Source organism: Halomonas halophila (assembly GCF_030406665.1).
In the GTDB taxonomy this organism is placed as follows: Bacteria; Pseudomonadota; Gammaproteobacteria; order Pseudomonadales; family Halomonadaceae; genus Halomonas; species Halomonas halophila.
This window is the reverse complement of record NZ_CP129121.1, coordinates 382,221-398,756: the sequence shown is the minus strand read 5'-3', so window position 1 is coordinate 398,756 and position 16,536 is coordinate 382,221. Positions and strand designations below refer to the sequence as shown.

The window sequence follows — 16,536 nt, the reverse complement described above, 5'->3', positions numbered from 1 at the left end:
ACGCCGGCGATGCCACCCTTTCCGACCAGCAGCACGCGCATGATGGTCAGGGTTCCCTCCTCTGTCGCTGCCAAGGGAAAGGCCCCGCCGCCGGTCGCCCCCCGCCGCTCGGCCGCCGGGGCGACTTATCCCGCTTATTCCAGCGACTCGTAGGGCAGCCCGACGTAGTTCTCGGCGATGGTGGTGAGCCCCGCCTCGGAGCCGGTGACGTAGTCGAGCTCGGCCTGCTGCATGCGGGTGCCGAAGTCCTCCTCCTCGGAGAACTTGTGCAGCATCGAGGTCATCCACCAGGAGAAGCGCTCGGCCTTCCAGATACGCCGGAGACAGGTCTCGGAATAGCGCGGAATCAGGTCGGTGCGGTCCTCCTGGTAGACCTGGACCAGCAGCCGGTAGAGGGTGTTCACGTCGCTGGCCGCCAGATTGAGGCCCTTCGCGCCGGTGGGCGGCACGATATGGGCCGCATCGCCGACCAGGAACAGCCGGCCGTGCTGCATCGGCTCGACCACGAAGCTGCGCAGCGGGGCGATGCTCTTCTCCAGCGACGGGCCGGTGACCAGCGCCTCGGCGACCTCGTCGGGCACGCGGCGCTTGAGCTCCTCCCAGAAGCGCTCGTCCGACCAGTCCTCCACCTTCTCGTCCAGCGGCACCTGAATGTAGTAGCGGCTGCGGGTCTCGGAGCGCATGCTGCACAGCGCGAAGCCGCGCTCGTGGCGGGCGTAGATCAGCTCATCGGCCACCGGCGGCGTATCGGACAGCAGGCCCAGCCAGCCGAACGGATAGACGCGCTCGAACGCCTTGATGCGGCCCTCGGGGATCGAGCGCCGCGACACGCCGTGGTAGCCGTCGCAGCCCGCCACGTAGTCGCAGTCGAGACGCACCGTCTCGCCGTCCTGCTCGAAGGTGATGTAGGGGCTGTCGCTCTCGAGGTCGTGGGGCTGGACGTTGCCGGCCTCGTAGATCGTGGTGCCGCCGCTGGCCTCGCGGGCCGCCATCAGGTCGCGGGTCACCTCGGTCTGGCCGTAGACCATCACCTGCTGGCCGCCGGTCAGCCCGGCCAGGTCGATGCGCACCCGGCGGTTGTCGAAGGCCAGCTCGACGCCGTCGTGGGGCAGGCCCTCGGCGTCCATGCGCTCGTCCACGCCGGCCTCGCGCAGCAGGTCGACCATGCCCTGCTCCAGCACGCCGGCGCGGATGCGGCTCAGCACGTACTCGCCGCTCTTGCGCTCGAGGATGACGTTGTCGATGCCCTGCCGGCTCAGCAGCTGGCCCAGCAGCAGCCCCGAGGGCCCGGCTCCGATGATGGCGACCCGTGTCTTCATGGCGAACTCCACCGTGTAGGGGTTTATCGTTGTAGAGTTGCATTTTTCCCTTAACCGGCCGCCGTTATAAGGCAATTTCGCCGCCAGAAATTGGACATTCCCGGCATTCATGACCGACATTGGTCGTAGCCCCCATTCAGGATGCGCCGCCATGCCCGACTCCCTCGTGCCCGTGTTCAAGCTCTACGGCGAGACCCGCCAGTGGCCGACGCCGGACCTGCTGCACTGCGAGTCGATTCCCGAACGCAGCCAGCGCCATGACTGGCATATCCGCGCCCATCGCCACGCCGACCTCCACCACCTGCTGCATCTCTCGGCGGGCGGCGTGCGGCTGGAACTGGAGGGCGGCAGCCGGGCCTTCGACGCCCCGCTGCTGATCGTGGTGCCGGCCATGAGCATCCACGGCTTCCGCTTCTCGCCGGACACCGAGGGCCACATCGTCACCCTGTCGCGCCCGCTGGTCGAAGGACTGCAGCAGCGCCTGGCCGACCAAGCCGGCGTGCTGGCCCGCCCCGAGGCCCATCCCCTGACCGCGCCGCGGCAGCGCGAGCGCATCGCGACCCTGATCGGGCAGATCGACGACGAGTATCGCCACCCGGCCCCGGGCCGCCGTCGCCTGCTGGAGGCCCTGATGGAGGCGCTGATCGTGGAAACGGCCAGGCTGGCCGCCCCGGCCACGAGTGCCCAGGCCCCCGCTCCCCGGCAGCGCGACGAGACCAGGACGCACCTGCAGGCGTACCAGACGCTGATCGAGGCGCACTACGCCGAGCAGCCCGGGATCGAGTGGTTCGCCGAACGGCTGGGAATCACCAGCGCCCACCTCAACCTGCTGTGCCGGCGCCTGGCCGGACGCAGCGCCTTGCAGCTGCTCCACGAGCGCCTGCTGCTCGAGGCCAAGCGCCAGCTCATCTATACCAACCTGACGGTGGGCGAAGTGGCCGACGGGCTCGGCTTCTCCGAGCCCGCCTACTTCACGCGCTTCTTCAAGCGCCTCGCCGGCGCGCCGCCGCGCGACTTCCGCCGGCGTCAGGGCGAAAGCGAGAACGGCGAGATGGAAGACGGCATGACATCACCGGTGGCCGACCGGGATGGCTCGCGGGAGGAAATCTAGGGCCAGACGACAACGCCCGCTGCCCGGCGAGGCGGGCAGCGGGCGTTAAGGCTCGGCCGCACTTGGCCTAGAGCAGGAACAGCCCCGTCAGCGCCGGGAACAGGATCAGCAGTGCCAGGCGCACGAAGTCCGAGGCAATGAACGGCGACACGCCGCGGAAGATCTCGCCCAGCGCCACGTGCGGCGCCATGGCCTTGATCACGAACACGTTCATGCCCACCGGCGGGGTGATCAGCCCCAGCTCCACGGTCAGCACCGTGACGATGCCGAACCATACCGGATCGATGCCCAGCGACTGGATGATCGGGAACACCACCGGCACCGTGATCACCAGCATGGCGATGGAATCCATGAACATGCCCAACACGAAGTACATCAGCAGGATGCACAGCACGACCACGATCGGCGCCAGCTCCATGCCGTAGAGGAAGTCGCTGATCGAGAACGAGATCCGCGACACCGAGATGAAGTAGCCCAGGGTGTCGGCGCCCACCAGCATGAAGAACACCACCGTCGACAGCGCCAGGGTCTCCTGCACCGCGCGCCACAGCTCGCGCCCGCGCAGGCCCTTGGCCAGGGCATAGAGCAGGGTGGCGAAGGCGCCCACGCTGGCGCCCTCGGTGGGCGTGAAGATGCCGAAGTAGATGCCCAGGATCATGATCAGGAACACCGCGAAGAACGGCACCAGCCCACCCAGCGAGGCCAGCTTCTCGCGCCATGGGGTCGCCTCGCCGGCCACCGCCAGCGACGGCTTCATGCGCATCACCACGGTCACGGTCAGGGCGTACATCACCAGCCCCATCAGCCCCGGCACCAGGCCGGCCATGAACATGTCGCCCACCGACTGCTCGGTGAGGATGGCGTAGATCAGCAGCGCGATGGACGGCGGGATCATGATGCCCAGGGTGCCGCCGGCGGCCAGCGCCCCGGTGGCCAGGCCGCGGTGATAGCCGTAGCGCTCCATCTCCGGCAGCGCGACGCGGGTCATGGTGCTGGCGGTGGCCAGCGACGAGCCGGAGATCGCCGAGAACACCCCGCAGGAGCCCACCGCGGCGATGGCGAGCCCGCCCTTCCAGCCGCCGCAGATCACCCGGGTGGCCTGGAACAGCTTGCCGGCCATGCCGGAGTGGGCCGCCAGCACGCCCATCAGGATGAACATCGGCACCGCGCTGAAGCTGTAGTTGGACAGCACCTCCACCGGCACCGTCTTGAGCTGGGCGATGGCGGCGTCCCAGCTGATCACCTGGGCGAAGCCCACCACGCCGACGATCAGCATGGTCAGCGCCACCGGCACGCGCAGGATCATCAGGATCAGCAGCGCGCCGAGGCCCAGCGCGCCGATCATTTCACTCCCCATGGGACACCTCCGACTCGTGACCGAACAGCGCACCGAGCAGCGCCTCGATCAGGCTACGCACGCCCAGCAGCAGGCTGAGCAGCGACGCCGCGTAGTAGATGGGGCTCATCGGCAGGCGCAGGTCCTGGGTCACCTCGCCGTGGGAGGCGGCACTCTGCGCCGAGTCGAACAGGCCCAGGCACAGGATCAGGCCCAGCGCCGCAAAGCCCAGCAGATAGCCCCCGTGCAGGCGATGCTTGATGGCCGGCGCGAGGCCATGGGAAAAGGCCTCCACCACCACCTGGCTCTTCTCGACGTTGGCGGCCATGGCCGCCAGCAGCGAGCACAGCATCAGATAGCTGACCAGCTCGACGCTGCCGGTCACGCGCAGGGCGATGGCGCCCTCGGTGAGGCGATACAGATAGCGGGTGCTGACATCGGCGATAGTCACCGCCAGCAGGGCGACCAGGGCGACGCCGGCCACCACCCGACAGACGAGGGCCAGCCCGCGGCTGGCCCGTTCCAGATAGGCCGTCATCATGGATTATTCCTGGGGAGCCGCGCAGGACTCGCTGGCCGCCAGCGCCGCCTCGTAGACCTCGCGGCCCGGCAGGCCGCGCTCCTCGAGGCCGGCGAGGTAGCCGTCGATGCCGTCCTGGAGCGGCTTCTGCCAGTCGGCATCCTGCAGCGGATCGGCGATCTCGCGAATGGTATGGCCGGCCTCGGCGGCCTCCTGCTTGCCCTCGCGGTCGAGGCGGTCGAACACCGCGCCGGCGTTCTCGGCCCACTGCATGCCGGAGTTGTCGTCGATCACCGCCTGCTGCTCGGGGCTCAGGCGGTCATAGGTGCGCTGGCTCATGGTGGCGACGAAGATCAGCGAGTAGAACGGCACCTCGGTGTGGTGCTCGGTCAGCTCGTTGAGGCGAAACACCTTCATGCCTTCCCAGGGGAAGCTCAGGCCGTCGATCACGCCGCGCTGCATGGCGGTGTAGATGTCCGGGGCCGGCATGCCCACGGGGCTGGCGCCCATGTTCTCGAGGATGTCGCCGGCTACGGAGGTCGGGCGGCGGATACGCAGCCCCTCGAGATCCACGGGCACCTGCACGTCGGTGTCGATGGTGTGGATGCCCCCCGGACCGGTGGTGAACATGAACAGCGGGCGGGTGTCCTCGTACTCGGCGTCCAGATGGCCGTCATCGTAGAGGGTCTGCAGCACGCAGGCGCCCTGGGTGGCGCTGGTGGCCACGCCGGGCAGCTCGACGATCTGCGACAGCGGGAAGCGCCCGGCGGTGTAGCCCTGGGCGGTGGCGCCGATGTCGGCGATGCCGTTGGCCGCCGCTTCGTAGATGCCATCGGGCTTGGCCAGGGTGCCGGAGGGATACATCTCGACGCGCAGCTCGCCGTCGGACGCCTCCTCGATGGTCTGCGCCCAGTCCTCGAAAAGATCCTGGTTGATGGCGGAGGCGCCGGGCCAGAAGTGGGCCATGCGCAGGGTGGTGGCGGCCTCGGCGGAGGCGGCGGTCAAACCGGCCACGGAAGCGGCCAGCAGGCAGGCGGTGACGTGAGTCTTCATGGGGCTTCTCCGAACGTCTTGTATCGTTGTGATGCGCCATGCCGAGTTCGCATGGTGAACATGTGTTCGTGATTACGACCTGAAGGTAAACCACCCAATGCCGGGGCGAAAAGCGACTTTGGTCGTAGCCGACGGCCACCCTGAAACGCACATGCGACCACGACGAAGACCCCGCCGGAGCAGGGTCTGTCGCACTCGGGGAAAGATGACCGTCGCGGGCCTAGAAGTCGAAGAACACCGTCTCGCCCTCGCCCTGCAGGCGGATGTCGAAGCGGTAGCGCACCCGGCCGTCGGCCTCCTCGCGCCGTGCAATCAGCGTCTGGCGACGGGCCGGGGATTCGACGGCGTTCAGCACCGGGCAGGCGGCGTTGGCCTCGGCCTCGTCCTCGAAGTAGAGGCGCGTCTGCAGGTGGATGTTCACGCCACGGGCGAAGATCGCCAGGTTGATGTGCGGCGCCATGACCCGCCCGTCGCCGCGGGTGACGGTGCCCGGTTTGATGGTCTCGAGGCGCCACTCACTGGCACCCTCCGCGGTGGTGGCGGTGCGGCCGAAGCCGTTGAACGGCTGCTCGAGGTCGAACTCGGGCCGGTACTCGCCCCGGGCGTCGGCCTGCCAGGCCTCGAGCAGGGCGTCGCGCACCAGGTCGCCGTTGCCGTCGATGACGGTGCCGACCACTTCGATGTGCTCGCCATCGGCCTCGGGCCGGGCCATGCGGTTCCAGATTTCCTCGTCGCGCTCCGGCAGGCCGGCCACATCCAGGGCCAGGCCGATGTGCACGTACGGGCCGGCGGTCTGGGACGCGGTCTCGCGCAGCATCAGCTCGGCGGTGGGCTGGGAATTGGGCTGTTTCATGAGGGTCCCCTGATCCTGTGTCACTGGTTCTCGAAGTAGGTCTGCAGCTCGCCGCGTACCACCAGGTCGAAGCGGTAGGCCAGGCAGTCCATGGGGCGGCTGCGCGCCATGTCGAGACGACCGATCATGGTCTCGACGGCTTCGGGGTCGCGCAGGGTCTGCACGATCGGACACAGCGGGATCAGCGGATCGCCCTCGAAGTACATCTGGGTGATCAGGCGCGTGGAAATTGCCGGCCCCATCACCGAGACGTGAATATGCGCCGGGCGCCAGCTGTTGACGTCGTTGGGCCAGGGATAGGGGCCGGGCTTGATGGTGCGGAAACGATACCAGCCCTGCTCGTCGGTGAGACAGCGCCCCACCCCGCCGAAGTTGGGATCGAGCGGCGCCAGGTAGCCGTCCTTCTTGTGACGGTAGCGGCCGCCGGCGTTGGCCTGCCACATTTCCACCAGGGTATGCGGCACCGGCTTGCCGTACTGATCGACCACGCGGCCGAACATGATGATCCGCTCGCCCGCCGGCAGTCCGGCGCTGCCCGCCAGGGCGGGGTCCTCGCGGAAGTTCATCAGCAGGTCGTTGTCGTAGCGCCCCATGCGCAGTTGGCGGAAGTCCGGACCGGTCAGCTCGGAGGCGCTGGGCGTCTGCAGGCTGACCAGGGACTGGCTCGGCGAGCGGGCGACGCTGGTCTTGTAGCCCGGGGCATAGGCCGGGGGATGCCAGTCACGGTCGCGCTCCACGAAGCGCTTGTTGTCGTTTTGCATCTCGAGTTCTCTTGCTGGCGTGAAGTAGGACGACGCACCTCGGGCGCGCCGGACCGATATCGGCAGTGTGGCGTCCTGTCGCAGGGCTGCCAATTGACGTCTCGCCGAGACCCCATAACCCTATGGTTATGGCTTGAACATCATCACGTCAGCGCTCGGAGGCCGTCTCGCGCAGCGCCTCGCAGAAGGCCTCCAGCGCCAGCGACGGCTGCATGCTGGCGTTGATACACAGCCCCACCGAACCGCCCTGCCCCTCCAGCGGCAGCGACAGCTCGACCAGCCGGCCGGCCTCGAGCTCCTCGATCACGGCTTCCCGGGGCGCCACCCAGATCGCCTCGCTGTCCCGCGTGTAGCCCGCGCTGACCGGCAGCGACAGGGTCTCCAGCAGCCGGCCGGGCAGCTCCAGCCCATGGCGCACGAAGAAGCTGTCGACCTGCTGGCGCAGCGTGGTCTGCGGCGGCGGCAGCACCCAGGGGAATTCGACCAGCCGACCGGGCGCCAGGGAAGCGACGCCGGCCAGGGGATGGCCGACGCGCACCACCAGCACCAGCGGCTCGTAGTAGAGATGCTCGAAGGTCAGGTCGCGGATCTCGCGCGCCTCGGTCATGCGCCCCACCACCAGGTCGAGCTCGCCGAGGCGCAGCTGCGAGAGCAGGAAGGCGCTGCGCCCGGTCACCACGTCGACGCCGACCGACTCCGAGGACTGGGCAGCCTGCCAGCGCCGAATGGCATGGGGCAGCAGGCGACTCTCCACGGTGGACAGCGCCCCCACGCGCAGCCAGCGAGCGCCCTGGTGGGCATCGCCGACCGCACTGACGCCTTCCTCCAGTGCCCGGATCGCCGGCCCGGCGTGGCGCAGGAAGGTCAGGCCGGCCTGGGTCAGCGCCACGCCCTGGGTCCCGCGCTCGAACAGCTCGGCGCCGAGGATCTCCTCGAGCTCACGGATGGTCTTGGACACGCCCGGCTGGCTGATCGCCAGGCACTCGGCGGCGCGGGCAAAGCTGCGCTGCCGCGCCACCTCGAGAAAGGCCTGCAGATGACGCAGCTTGATGCGTGAGCTCAGCATCGGGGCTCCTCCGGCGTCAGTCCTGCGCCTCTCCCCAGCCCAGCTGCTTGGCCAGGGCAAAGGCATGATTGGCCGCCGGCACGCCGCCGTAGACGGCCACGTGCATCAGCACCTGGCGCAGCTGGGCCTCGCTGAGGCCGATGCGCTTGGCGGTCTTGAGGTGCAGCTCCAGCTCCTCGCGCCCCAGGGCGGCCAGGATGCCGGTGGTGATCATGCTGCGCTCGGCGCGGGTCAGGTCCTCGTTGCTCCACAGCTCGCCCCAGGCCAGGCGGGTGATCATCTGCTGGAAGGGCGCGTCGAGGCTGTTGGCGTTCTCGGTGGAGCGCGCCACGTGGGCCTCGCCCAGCACCTGCTTGCGCGTCTCGAGGCCCTCGGCGTAGGCCACGCCCTGCTCGCCGACCCGCGAACGATCCGCGGCCATCCACGTGAGCAGCCGCTTGGCGACCATCTCGGGCGCCTCCACCGAGGGCACGTGGGCGATGCGCTCGATGACCTCGAGCGGCACGCCGCCGCACTCGGCGGCCAGGGTCTGCAGCGTCTCCGGCGGCGTCGCCATGTCCTCGCTGCCGCCCAGCAGGTGCACGTCGACTCCGTGGCCCTTCAATTGGCCGCGGAAGTCGGTGCGACCGAGCATCTCGCACAGCCGCGCGTAGCTCTCGTCGTCGGTGCGGCCCATCTGCACGCGCCAGCCCTGGTCCAGCGCCGGCACGCGCGCCACCAGATCGGGCGCGAACCAGCGCGGCACGATCTCGCCGGCCATCGCCGCCAGGCCCTCCTCGCGCACGCGCCCGGCCCGGGTGCTCCACAGCTCGGCGTTGCCGATCACCGCGCCGGTATTGGTCAGCGTCGCCGACAGCAGGCGCTCGGCGTGCGCCTTGAGCAGCTGCTGGCCGATCACGCCGCCGATGGAGGTGCCGACGAAGTGGAAGTGTGCCGCGCCGGCCTGTTCGGCCAGGGCCAGCGCCTCGGCGGCCAGCGCCTCGGGGGTGATCTCGCCGCCGTCGGCCGGCCAGGCCTCGCTGGCGCCGTGACCGGGCAGGTCCCAGGTCAGCACCCGATAGCGCGGCAGCAGCGCCGCCAGCACGTCGTCCCAGACCGCCTGGGTCATGCCCAGCGGATGGGCCAGGATCACCAGCGGATTGGCCTCGGCGCCGAGCAGGCGATAGGCCACGCTGCGCCCGTCGATGTTCAGAAATGCCATGCGTTCTCTCCGTACAGGAAACGGGAAGGGCCGGCGACGCCGGCCCCGGAGACGGTCGAGCGTCTCTTTCTATACTCTCTCGATCAGCGTGGCGATGCCCTGCCCCACGCCGACGCACATGGTGCACAGCGCGTAGCGCTTGCCGCTCTTCTGGAGTTCCACGGCGGCGGTCTGCAGCAGCCGCGCGCCGGACATGCCCAGCGGATGGCCCAGGGCGATGGCGCCGCCGTTGGGATTCACCCGGGGGTCGTCGTCCTCGAGGCCCAGGTCACGCATGCAGGCCAGCGCCTGGGCGGCGAAGGCCTCGTTGAGCTCGATGACGTCGATCTCGTCCAGCGACACGCCGGTGCGCTCGAGCAGGCGACGCACGGCCGGCACCGGGCCGTAGCCCATGATGCGCGGCTCGACGCCGGCGGTGGCCATGCCGACGATTCTCGCCATCGGCGTCAGGCCATGCTGCTCCACTGCGGACGCGCTGGCCACCAGCATCGCCGCGGCGCCGTCGTTGACGCCGGAGGCGTTGCCCGCGGTGACGCTGCCGCCCTCGGCCTTGAACGGCGTCGGCAGCTTGGCGAGCTTCTCGACGGTAGTGCCGGCCCGCGGGTGCTCGTCGGTATCGAAGATCAGCGGCTCCTGCTTGCGGCGCGGGATCTCGATGGCGACGATCTCCTCGGCGAAGCGCCCGGCCTCCTGGGCCGCGGCGACCTTGGCCTGGGAGCGCGCGGCGAAGGCGTCCTGATCCTCGCGGGAGATGCCGAACTGCTCGGCGACGTTCTCCGCGGTCTCGGGCATCGAGTGGGTCTCATAGACCTTCTTCATCAGCGGATTGACGAAGCGCCAGCCGATGGTGGTGTCCTCGATCTGCTGGCCGCGGGCATAGGCGCTCTCGGCCTTGCCCATCACGTAGGGCGCGCGGGACATGGACTCCACGCCGCCGGCCAGCGCCAGGTCCATCTCGCCGGCCTTGATGGCGCGGAAGGCGGTGCCCACCGCGTCCATGCCCGAGCCGCACAGGCGGTTCATGGTGGTGCCGGGCACCGAGGGCGGAAGGCCCGCCAGCAGCGACGACATGCGCGCCACGTTGCGGTTGTCCTCGCCGGCCTGGTTGGCGCAGCCCATGAAGACTTCCTCGATCGCCGCGGCCTCCAGCCGGGGAGCCTCGGCCAGCACCGCCTTGAAGATGTCGGCGGCCAGGTCGTCCGGGCGCACGCTGGCCAGGGTGCCGCCGAAGCGGCCGATGGCACTGCGGCGGGGATGACAGAGATAGACATCGGTCATATTCGATACTCTCCTGATTTACTGGCCGGCGTGGGCTTGAGCAGTGCGCTCCTTGAGTGCGCGCAGCACCTCGAGCTCGCGGGCGCTGGGCTCCGGCGTGTTCTCCAGGGTCTCGGCGAAGCGGATCTCCCAGCCGGTGGCCTCCTGGACCTGCTCGGCGGTCACGCCCGGGTGCAGCGACACCACGACGAGCTCCTTGGTCTCGGGATCCGGCTTCATCACGCACAGGTCGGTGATCACCCGGGTCGGGCCCTTGCCGATGTTGGGCACGCCGTCGCGGCCCTTGCCGTCGCGGCCGAAGCCCAGGGTGGTGATGAAGTCGACCTGGTCGACGAAGGCGCGCTTGGAGTGCTTGAGGGTGATGAACACCTCGCCCGCGTTGGTGGCGATCTCCGGCGCCCCACCGCCGCCCGGCAGGCGCACCTTGGGCGCGGTGTAGTCGCCGATCAGGGTGGTGTTGAGGTTGCAGTAGCGGTCGATCTGGGCGGTGCCGAGGAAGCCGACGTTGATCTTGCCGCCCTGCAGCCAGTAGCGGAACATTTCCGGCACCGAGACGGTGGTCAGCGCGGTCTCGCACAGTTCGCCGTCGCCGATCGACAGCGGCAGCACCTCGGGCCTGGTCTGCAGGGTGCCGGATTCATAGATCAGCACCACGTCCGGGGCGTGGGTCAAGCGCGCCAGGTTGGCGGCCTCGCTGGGCAGGCCGATGCCGACGAAGCAGGTGGTGCCGTTCTCCAGTGCCCGCGCGGCGGTCACCGTCATCATCTCGCCGGCGGTGTAGTCCAGGCTCTTCTCGACGCTACTCATCAGGCAGTCTCCCCGGCGTTCATGACGTTCTCTTCGATCCACTGGGTGAAGGCATCGCGGTCGCGGGCGATGGTGTCCCACTCCTTGTAGAAGCGGTTGTTGCGCGGGTAGTAGCCGTGCGCGTAGGACGGCAGCGAGCCCTGCTCGGCCACGGCGATGGCGTCAATGGCCCAGCCCGGGATCACGCAGGCGTTGGTATGGGTGTCGAGATCGTCGACGATCTCCTCGACCGTGACGATGCTGTGCGTGGCGGCCAGCACCGCCTCCTTCTGCACGCCGACGATGCCCTCGACCAGCACGTTGCCGGCGCGGTCGGCCTTCTGGGCGTGGACGATGGAGACGTCCGGGCGCACGGACGGCACCGCGGCCAGGCGCTCGCCGGTGAAGGGGCACTCGATGAACTTGATCTGGTCGTTGACGTTTGGCAGCTCGCTGCCGACGTAGCCGCGCAGTACGGCCAGCGGCAGCCCGGCGGCGCCGGCCTCGAAGGCGCAGGCCATGGCGGCGTGGCTGTGCTCGAGGATCTCGACCTTATGCGGCCAGCCCTTCTCCACCGCGTCGCGCAGGCGGTGCAGCGAGCCCACGCCGGGGTTGCCGCCCCAGGAGAAGATCACCTTCTTGGCGCAGCCGGCGCCGATCAGCTGGTCGTAGACCAGGTCCGGCGTCATGCGGATCAGGGTCAGGTCGCGCTTGCCCTGGCGGATGACTTCGTGCCCGGCGGCGAAGGGAATCAGGTGGGTGAAGCCCTCCATGGCCACGGTGGCGCCGTCTTCGACGTAGCGCGCCACCGCGTCATGCAGGCTGAGGATCTCGGCCATGATAGTCGCCTCTGATGGGAACGCCCGGATCGAGGAGTGTGCAGGGATCGCCGGCGTTCACGGTTGCTGTTCGGATCTCCATGCGCGTCGAAGAGTTCGGTATACGCACATAGATTTGCAGTACGAACAAATTAATCCGCACGCCCCGCGGCGTCAAACGCCGGAAACGCCAGGAGCCGGCATGGTCGGCTCCTGTCATTGATCGAATTTCCATTTTTTTCAGCGAGTTACTCAGCCTTCCAGCCAGCGGACCGCTCGCGCGACCTGGGCCTTGCTGCTACCAAGGTATAAGGCTGGATTCGTGGCGGCCTCGAGCTCATCGCGCGTGATCTCGCCCGCCAGCTCGGGGTGCCGCTCCCCCAGCAGCGTTTCCAGGGCCTGCGCATAGGGGAACGCCGCCTGTCGGGCGCGCTCGGCCGCGTCCGCCGCCAGCGCCTTGGCGGCATCGGGCCCCAGCTGCGGCGTCAGCCGCCGCGCCACCGGCTCGGCCATGATCGCGCCGCCGGTCACCGCGAGATTGCGGCGCATGGCCTCGGCGTTGACCTCCAGCCCCTCGAGCAGCACGGCGGCCTGCTCCAGTGCGCCTTCCAGCAGCAGCACGCCGTCGACCAGCGGCATCCACTCGGCGTGCCACTCGCCGAGCCCGCGTTCCAGCGGCTGCGCCGTGGCGTTGAGGATCACCGAGGCATGGCCATGGACCCGGCGGCAGGCCCCGCGGATCATCGCGCAGCGCACCGGATTGCGCTTGTGGGGCATCGACGACGATTCGCCCATGCCCTCGCCGGCGGGTTCGGCCACCTCGCCCAGCTCGGTCTGGGTCAGCAACGAAACGTCCAGTGCCAGCTTCTCGGCGGCGCCGGCCAGCGCATCGACGGCGCTGGCCAGGGCATGGATCGGCTGGCGATCGGTGTGCCAGGGCAGCACCGGCGCCGCCAGGCCTAGCCGCGCGGCGAGACCGTCCATGATCTGAAGCCCCTGCTCGCCCCGGCCCGGCCCGTCTAAACCGGAGTGCACGCCCACCGCGCCGCCGAACTGCACCGGCAGCGTCAGCCCGGCCAGCCGCCGGCGCCCCTCCTCGAGGCCCAGCGCCCAGTGCGCCACCTTGACGCCGAAGGTGATCGGCAGCGCCTGCTGCATCAGCGTGCGTCCGACCATCACGGTCTCGTCGTGGCGCACCATCAGCGCGATGCCGGCGCTGCGGCAGCGCTCCAGCATCGCATCGAGCCGCGCCAGGCGCGGCGCGAGCAGCAGCATCAGGGCGCTGTCGACCACGTCCTGGCTGGTGGCGCCGAGGTGCCAGTAGCGCTTGAGATCGTCGGGCAGCGCGGCGCGGCCGGCCTTGACGAAGGGAATAGCGGCGTTGCCGCCGCTGGCGATGCCTGCGGTAATGGCGGGCACGTCGAAGGCATGCCCCTCCAGATGGGCCCGCATGCGCTCGGCGGTGCCGTCGGGGATGGCGCCCTCGGCCTCCTGGGTCTCGGCCAGGGCCAACTCGAAGGCCAGCATCGCGCCGACGAAGTCCTCGTCGCGGCTGGCCGCCTGGGCCTCCTGACTCATGAAGGGGGACTGGAGCATATCGACGGGCATGGCAGAATCTCCGCGGTGGGCAGGAAGTGGCAATCTAGAGCGGTCATGGCGACCCTGACTAAAGTCGCACAAGTGTTCGCAGTTCGAACATTATGCTAGATTGTTGGCGGATGCCCCATCAACTCGATACGGACAACCTGCGATGATGCGCCCATGCAAGACGACACCCTGACCCCGGACGATCGCGACTTCGTCACCGCCCTGGCCAGTGGCCTGGAGGTGATCCAGGCCTTCGATGACGACACCCCGCGCATGACGCTGAGCGAGGTCGCGGCCAAGACGGACATGAACCGCGCCCGCGCCCGACGCTTCCTGCTGACGCTCCATGCCCTGGGCTACGTGCGCAAGCAGCAGCGCCACTTCGAGCTGACGCCCAAGGTGCTGCAGCTCGGCTATTCGTATCTGTCGGCCAACCAGTATCGCGCGGTGATCCAGCAGTATCTGGAAGACATCACCACCGAGATCGGCGAATCCTCGTCGCTGGGCGTGCTGGACGGCGACGAGGTGACCTACGTGTGCCGCTCGTCGGCCCGACATCGTCTGATGGCCATCACCCTGTCGGTCGGCACCCGCCTGCCCGCGGCCTACACCTCCATGGGCCGGGTGCTGCTGGCCCAGCTGCCCGACGACGAGCTCGATGCCTACCTCGAGCGGGTGACGCTCAGCGCCCACACCGAGCGCTCCATCACCGACAAGACCCAGCTGCGCAACTGCATCGAGCAGGTCCGCCAGCAGGGCTACAGCATCGTCGACCAGGAGCTGGATCCCGGACTGCGCTCCCTGGCGGTGCCGGCCTTCGACGCCAACGGCACGCTGCTCGGCGCCATCAACGTCAGCACCAACGCCGCGCGCATCGACTTCGACACCCTGACCCAGTCGTTCCTGCCGCTGCTGCAGGACAAGGTGCGCCTGATTCGCACCCATGTCAGCTGAGCCCCGTCTCTGACCGGGGGTGAAGGCCCCCTGCCATCCAGAAGGACATCGCCATGGCATCAAGCCTGATCGAGCGCACCCTCGGCGTGCTGGACGCCCTCTCCGGCGATGCCCGCGGCCTGCCACTGCAGACACTCGCCCAGCGGCTGGAGATCCCCAAGAGCGCCGCCCACCGCATCTGCCAGGAGCTGATCCGCCTGGGCTACGTGCGCCAGGAATCGCTCAGCGCCCATTACCAGCTGACCACTCGCCTGGTCGCCCTGGGCAGCCGCTTCCTGGCCAGCAGCGGCGCGCCCGATATCGTCCAGCCGATCCTCGACCGGCTGGCCGAGGAGTCGGGAGAACTGGTGCGCCTGGGCATCATCGAGAACCAGCGCCAGATCTGGATCGCCAAGGCCCAAGGGGCCCGCTCCGGGCTGCGCTACGACCCCGACATGGGACGCGAGGCGCCGCTGTTCTGCACCGCCTCCGGCCACGCCTGGCTGGCCCGACTCAGCAATCAGGAGGCGATCGCCCTGGTGGAGGCTCAGGACACCGGCCCGGCGGACGACTACGGCCCCCAGGCGCCGCGGTCCCATGACGAGCTCATCGATTACCTGAACCGGACCCGGACCCACGGCTACAGCTGGCAGGTGGAACATGCGGGGTCGGCACGGCGGCGCTGGCCGTCACGGTGACGCACCCGCTGAACGGCCAGGTGCTCGGCACCCTCAGCGTCGCCGGCCCCAGCGTGCGACTCGACGAGCCGCGCATGCATCGCCTGGCGCCCAGCCTGCGCCAGGCCGCCGAGGAGCTGTCCCAGGCCTGGCTGTCCTCACGACTCTTCACCTGATTCCGTCACCCGGCACGACGGCAAGGAGGCTTACGTGCTCGACATTCTCGCCATCACCACCCCGATCTTCCTGATCATCGGCCTGGGCTATCTGGCCCGTGCCGGCGGCATCATCGAGGCGGCGCCGCTGCAGGGCATCGCAACCTTCGTCATGTTCTTCGCCCTGCCAGCTCTGGTGATCCGCGCCCTGACCCAGAACCCGTTGAAAGAGGTCTTCGACGCTACCTATCTGCTGGCCTACGGTATCGGCTCGCTGGCGGTCTTCACGCTCGGCCTGGCCCTCACCCTGGGGCTGGAGCGCAAGCCGCTGGCCAACGGCGCCATCCAGGCGCTGGGCATGTCCACCGCCAACAGTGGCTTCATCGGCTATCCGGTAGCCGCCATGGCGCTGGGGCCACCCGCGGCGGTGTTACTGGCTCTGAACATGATGATCGAGAACCTGCTGATCATTCCACTGGCGCTGATCCTCGCGGAGATGGGGCAGCAGGCCGGCAACGGCCTGCGAAAAACGCTCTACCAGACGGGAAGACGCTTGGTGCGCAATCCCATTCTCATCGGTCTGCTCATCGGCGTGCTGATGGCCGCGTCGGGCCTCTCTCTGCCGGGCCCGGCGGCCAAGGTCATCGACATGCTGGCCGAAGCCGCAGGCCCCGCCGCCCTGTTCGTGATCGGCGGTTCGCTGTATGGCCTGCGGCCCCACGGCATGGCGCTGGACATGAGCCAGATCGCCATAGGCAAGCTGCTGCTGCACCCACTGGCGGTGCTCGGCATATTCCTGTTGCTGCCAGACGTCGATCCCCTGTTGATCACCGCCGCCCTGCTGTTTTCCTGCGCGCCGATGATCAGCGTCTACCCGTTATTCGGTCAGCGCTTCGGACTGGGCGAGATCGCCGCCGCGACCCTGATGGTCAGCACCTTGGTCGCCTTCATGACCATCAGCCTGGTGCTGTGGCTGATCCACCATATCGATCTCTTCGCCGTAGCCTGACGCGGCATTCACGCCGCCGGCGAAAACAGCAACAACAAAAAACGGCGGGCGCCCTCTCGAGCGCCCGCCGCGA

Annotated in this window: 17 protein-coding genes; 5 read left to right on the top strand and 12 right to left on the bottom strand. The window is 68.9% G+C overall.

Annotation, left to right across the window (positions count from 1 at the left end; genetic code table 11):
• Positions 1–134 precede the first annotated feature (134 nt).
• Positions 135–1,319 (bottom strand): 4-hydroxybenzoate 3-monooxygenase, encoded by a 1,185-nt coding sequence (gene pobA, locus QWG60_RS01785; RefSeq protein ID WP_146908767.1) that lies wholly within the window; start codon positions 1,317–1,319, stop codon positions 135–137.
• Positions 1,320–1,470: 151 nt separating this feature from the next.
• Between pobA and QWG60_RS01780 the strand changes: the two genes are divergently transcribed.
• Positions 1,471–2,430 carry a helix-turn-helix domain-containing protein gene (locus QWG60_RS01780; protein ID WP_146908770.1) on the top strand — a complete coding sequence of 320 codons (960 nt, stop codon included), beginning with the start codon at positions 1,471–1,473 and terminating at the stop codon, positions 2,428–2,430.
• A gap of 67 nt (positions 2,431–2,497) precedes the next feature.
• Here the strand turns inward: QWG60_RS01780 and QWG60_RS01775 are convergent, their stop codons facing one another.
• From QWG60_RS01775 to QWG60_RS01725, 11 genes are all read right to left on the bottom strand, one after another.
• Positions 2,498–3,787: a TRAP transporter large permease gene (locus tag QWG60_RS01775; RefSeq protein ID WP_146908772.1), complete on the bottom strand. Its 1,290-nt coding sequence runs from the start codon at positions 3,785–3,787 to the stop codon at positions 2,498–2,500.
• Positions 3,777–4,307 (bottom strand): TRAP transporter small permease, encoded by a 531-nt coding sequence (locus QWG60_RS01770; RefSeq protein ID WP_307725203.1) that lies wholly within the window; start codon positions 4,305–4,307, stop codon positions 3,777–3,779. The genes QWG60_RS01775 and QWG60_RS01770 overlap by 11 nt, the downstream gene beginning before the upstream one ends.
• Before the next feature lie 3 nt (positions 4,308–4,310).
• Complete coding sequence (locus QWG60_RS01765; protein WP_146908774.1) at positions 4,311–5,339, bottom strand: TRAP transporter substrate-binding protein; 1,029 nt, start codon at positions 5,337–5,339, stop codon at positions 4,311–4,313.
• 220 nt (positions 5,340–5,559) lie between these two features.
• Positions 5,560–6,192 (bottom strand): protocatechuate 3,4-dioxygenase subunit alpha, encoded by a 633-nt coding sequence (gene pcaG, locus QWG60_RS01760; protein ID WP_146908776.1) that lies wholly within the window; start codon positions 6,190–6,192, stop codon positions 5,560–5,562.
• Between the two features lie 20 nt (positions 6,193–6,212).
• On the bottom strand, positions 6,213–6,953 hold the full coding sequence (gene pcaH / locus QWG60_RS01755; protein ID WP_146908778.1) for a protocatechuate 3,4-dioxygenase subunit beta: 741 nt from the start codon (positions 6,951–6,953) through the stop codon (positions 6,213–6,215).
• A 148-nt stretch (positions 6,954–7,101) separates the two neighbouring features.
• On the bottom strand, positions 7,102–8,019 hold the full coding sequence (pcaQ, locus tag QWG60_RS01750) for a pca operon transcription factor PcaQ (RefSeq protein WP_146908780.1): 918 nt from the start codon (positions 8,017–8,019) through the stop codon (positions 7,102–7,104).
• A gap of 16 nt (positions 8,020–8,035) precedes the next feature.
• Complete coding sequence (locus QWG60_RS01745; RefSeq protein ID WP_146908782.1) at positions 8,036–9,220, bottom strand: alpha/beta fold hydrolase; 1,185 nt, start codon at positions 9,218–9,220, stop codon at positions 8,036–8,038.
• Positions 9,221–9,289: 69 nt separating this feature from the next.
• A complete protein-coding gene (gene pcaF / locus QWG60_RS01740) occupies positions 9,290–10,498 on the bottom strand; it encodes a 3-oxoadipyl-CoA thiolase (protein ID WP_146908785.1) in 1,209 nt (402 codons plus the stop codon).
• 18 nt (positions 10,499–10,516) lie between these two features.
• Positions 10,517–11,305 carry a CoA-transferase subunit beta gene (locus tag QWG60_RS01735; protein WP_146908788.1) on the bottom strand — a complete coding sequence of 263 codons (789 nt, stop codon included), beginning with the start codon at positions 11,303–11,305 and terminating at the stop codon, positions 10,517–10,519.
• Positions 11,305–12,123 (bottom strand): CoA transferase subunit A, encoded by an 819-nt coding sequence (locus QWG60_RS01730; RefSeq protein ID WP_146908790.1) that lies wholly within the window; start codon positions 12,121–12,123, stop codon positions 11,305–11,307. The genes QWG60_RS01735 and QWG60_RS01730 overlap by 1 nt, the downstream gene beginning before the upstream one ends.
• Before the next feature lie 231 nt (positions 12,124–12,354).
• A complete protein-coding gene (locus tag QWG60_RS01725) occupies positions 12,355–13,710 on the bottom strand; it encodes a class-II fumarase/aspartase family protein (protein ID WP_146908792.1) in 1,356 nt (451 codons plus the stop codon).
• A gap of 153 nt (positions 13,711–13,863) precedes the next feature.
• On the opposite strand from QWG60_RS01725, the gene QWG60_RS01720 reads away from it, so the two are divergent.
• From QWG60_RS01720 to QWG60_RS01705, 4 genes are read left to right on the top strand one after another with little or no spacing between them, the layout of a single operon-like run.
• Positions 13,864–14,643, top strand: a complete 780-nt coding sequence (locus QWG60_RS01720) for an IclR family transcriptional regulator domain-containing protein (RefSeq protein WP_146908795.1) — start codon at positions 13,864–13,866, stop codon at positions 14,641–14,643.
• 53 nt (positions 14,644–14,696) lie between these two features.
• The gene (locus QWG60_RS01715) at positions 14,697–15,320 is read left to right on the top strand and encodes an IclR family transcriptional regulator (protein WP_281288379.1); all 624 of its coding nucleotides are present in this window, start codon (positions 14,697–14,699) and stop codon (positions 15,318–15,320) included.
• Positions 15,317–15,475, top strand: coding sequence for an IclR family transcriptional regulator C-terminal domain-containing protein (locus tag QWG60_RS01710; RefSeq protein ID WP_281288380.1), 159 nt, complete (start codon positions 15,317–15,319; stop codon positions 15,473–15,475). The genes QWG60_RS01715 and QWG60_RS01710 overlap by 4 nt, the downstream gene beginning before the upstream one ends.
• A 34-nt stretch (positions 15,476–15,509) precedes the next feature.
• On the top strand, positions 15,510–16,463 hold the full coding sequence (locus tag QWG60_RS01705) for an AEC family transporter (protein ID WP_146908797.1): 954 nt from the start codon (positions 15,510–15,512) through the stop codon (positions 16,461–16,463).
• Positions 16,464–16,536 lie beyond the last annotated feature (73 nt).